The organism is Mesorhizobium sp. M1E.F.Ca.ET.063.01.1.1, assembly GCF_003998155.1.
In the GTDB taxonomy this organism is placed as follows: domain Bacteria; phylum Pseudomonadota; class Alphaproteobacteria; order Rhizobiales; family Rhizobiaceae; genus Mesorhizobium.
The window spans coordinates 1-1115 of the sequence record NZ_RZSC01001212.1 but is presented as its reverse complement, the minus strand read 5'-3'; the positions used below and the strand labels follow the sequence as shown (position 1 = coordinate 1115).

General features: G+C 63.0%; 1 protein-coding gene and 1 pseudogene. One reads left to right on the top strand and one right to left on the bottom strand.

The annotated features are described in order from the left end of the window. A pseudogene (locus EOA29_RS37350) lies at window positions 1-415 on the top strand (DUF3137 domain-containing protein); the annotation flags it as partial. Between the two features lie 10 nt (window positions 416-425). Here the strand turns inward: EOA29_RS37350 and EOA29_RS37345 are convergent. Next, window positions 426-920 carry a DUF2314 domain-containing protein gene (locus tag EOA29_RS37345; RefSeq protein ID WP_126092410.1) on the bottom strand — a complete coding sequence of 165 codons (495 nt, stop codon included), beginning with the start codon at window positions 918-920 and terminating at the stop codon, window positions 426-428. Window positions 921-1115: the final 195 nt, after the last annotated feature.

Here is a 1115-nt window from a genome sequence, read left to right as displayed (position 1 = left end):
GTTCCCAGGCATGCTGGTTGCGGCGCGCAAGGCCGGCAAGGTGGTCGGCTTCTTCCGCGGCATGTTCTCCAGCAAGCTGCAGGAACTGGCCTGCGGCGTGCCGGAACTCGACGCCAGCTACGAGTTCCGCACCGACAATGTCGACGCGGCGAGGCCGCTGGTCACCGGACGCCTGGCCAGCGCGCTGACCTGGCTCGGCGAGACATGGCCTTACGACCAGGCCCGGGTGGCGCTGAGCGGCAGCGACGGTTTTCTGTTGATGCCGCGGTCGAAGAACTTCTTCGAGCTGCCGGATATCTCCGTGCCGATCGACTACAACACCCATGTCGCGCCGATGATCGCCGATCTCGGCGCCATGCTTGCCACGGCGGCGCTGGTACGCAAGATCGGGGCGAAGGACGAAGCGGCCGGATGACGCGCTTCGCTCAGCAATCGAAGCCGTACTGGGTGCGCATGTAGTCAGCCTCTTCCTTCGACATTTTCTTGAACATCACGCAGACGGTGAAGCTGCCGACCTGATGGCCGTCCCTGGTGTATCCCCAATCGGAAATATCGTCCCTGGTGAATTCGATGTTCTGGCCGAAGACGACGTTGCGGACGAGTTCCGGCTCGTTCGCCAATATGCCGACGAAGCCGGTGGCGGTGCGCTTGAAGGGGATGACCCAGAAATGCTCCGTCACATTTCCGTCCACGACCATGACCTTCAGCTTGAACTTGTCGGCTCCCGGCGGCGGAGCTTCGGACAGAGCCAGGAAGTCGTCCAGGCTGGATCGCGCCTGCGCAATCGCTGCCGCCATCTCGGCATCGTCGGGGGCGACCATCACGGTCTTGTCGTCGCCCTGATCCGAGTCTTGCGCTCGAACCTGCAAGGGTGCGAGCGCCAGCAGCAGGCATAGTGCGGCGCGAACGGTAAAGGTCATGAAGCCCCCCGACTCCGGATAGGCGACAATCTTCCCGCATCGGGCCGGCATTATCAATTGGGATCAATTGGGAGGAGCGTCGAGATTTCCAGCCGTAGTCATTGCCACCCGACCGGTATCAGGCCCAGCGTTTCCGACGACGGCCTATGTTGACCCGCGGGGGGGCGTCGCTTTTTCCCCGGGAATGCCCTACAG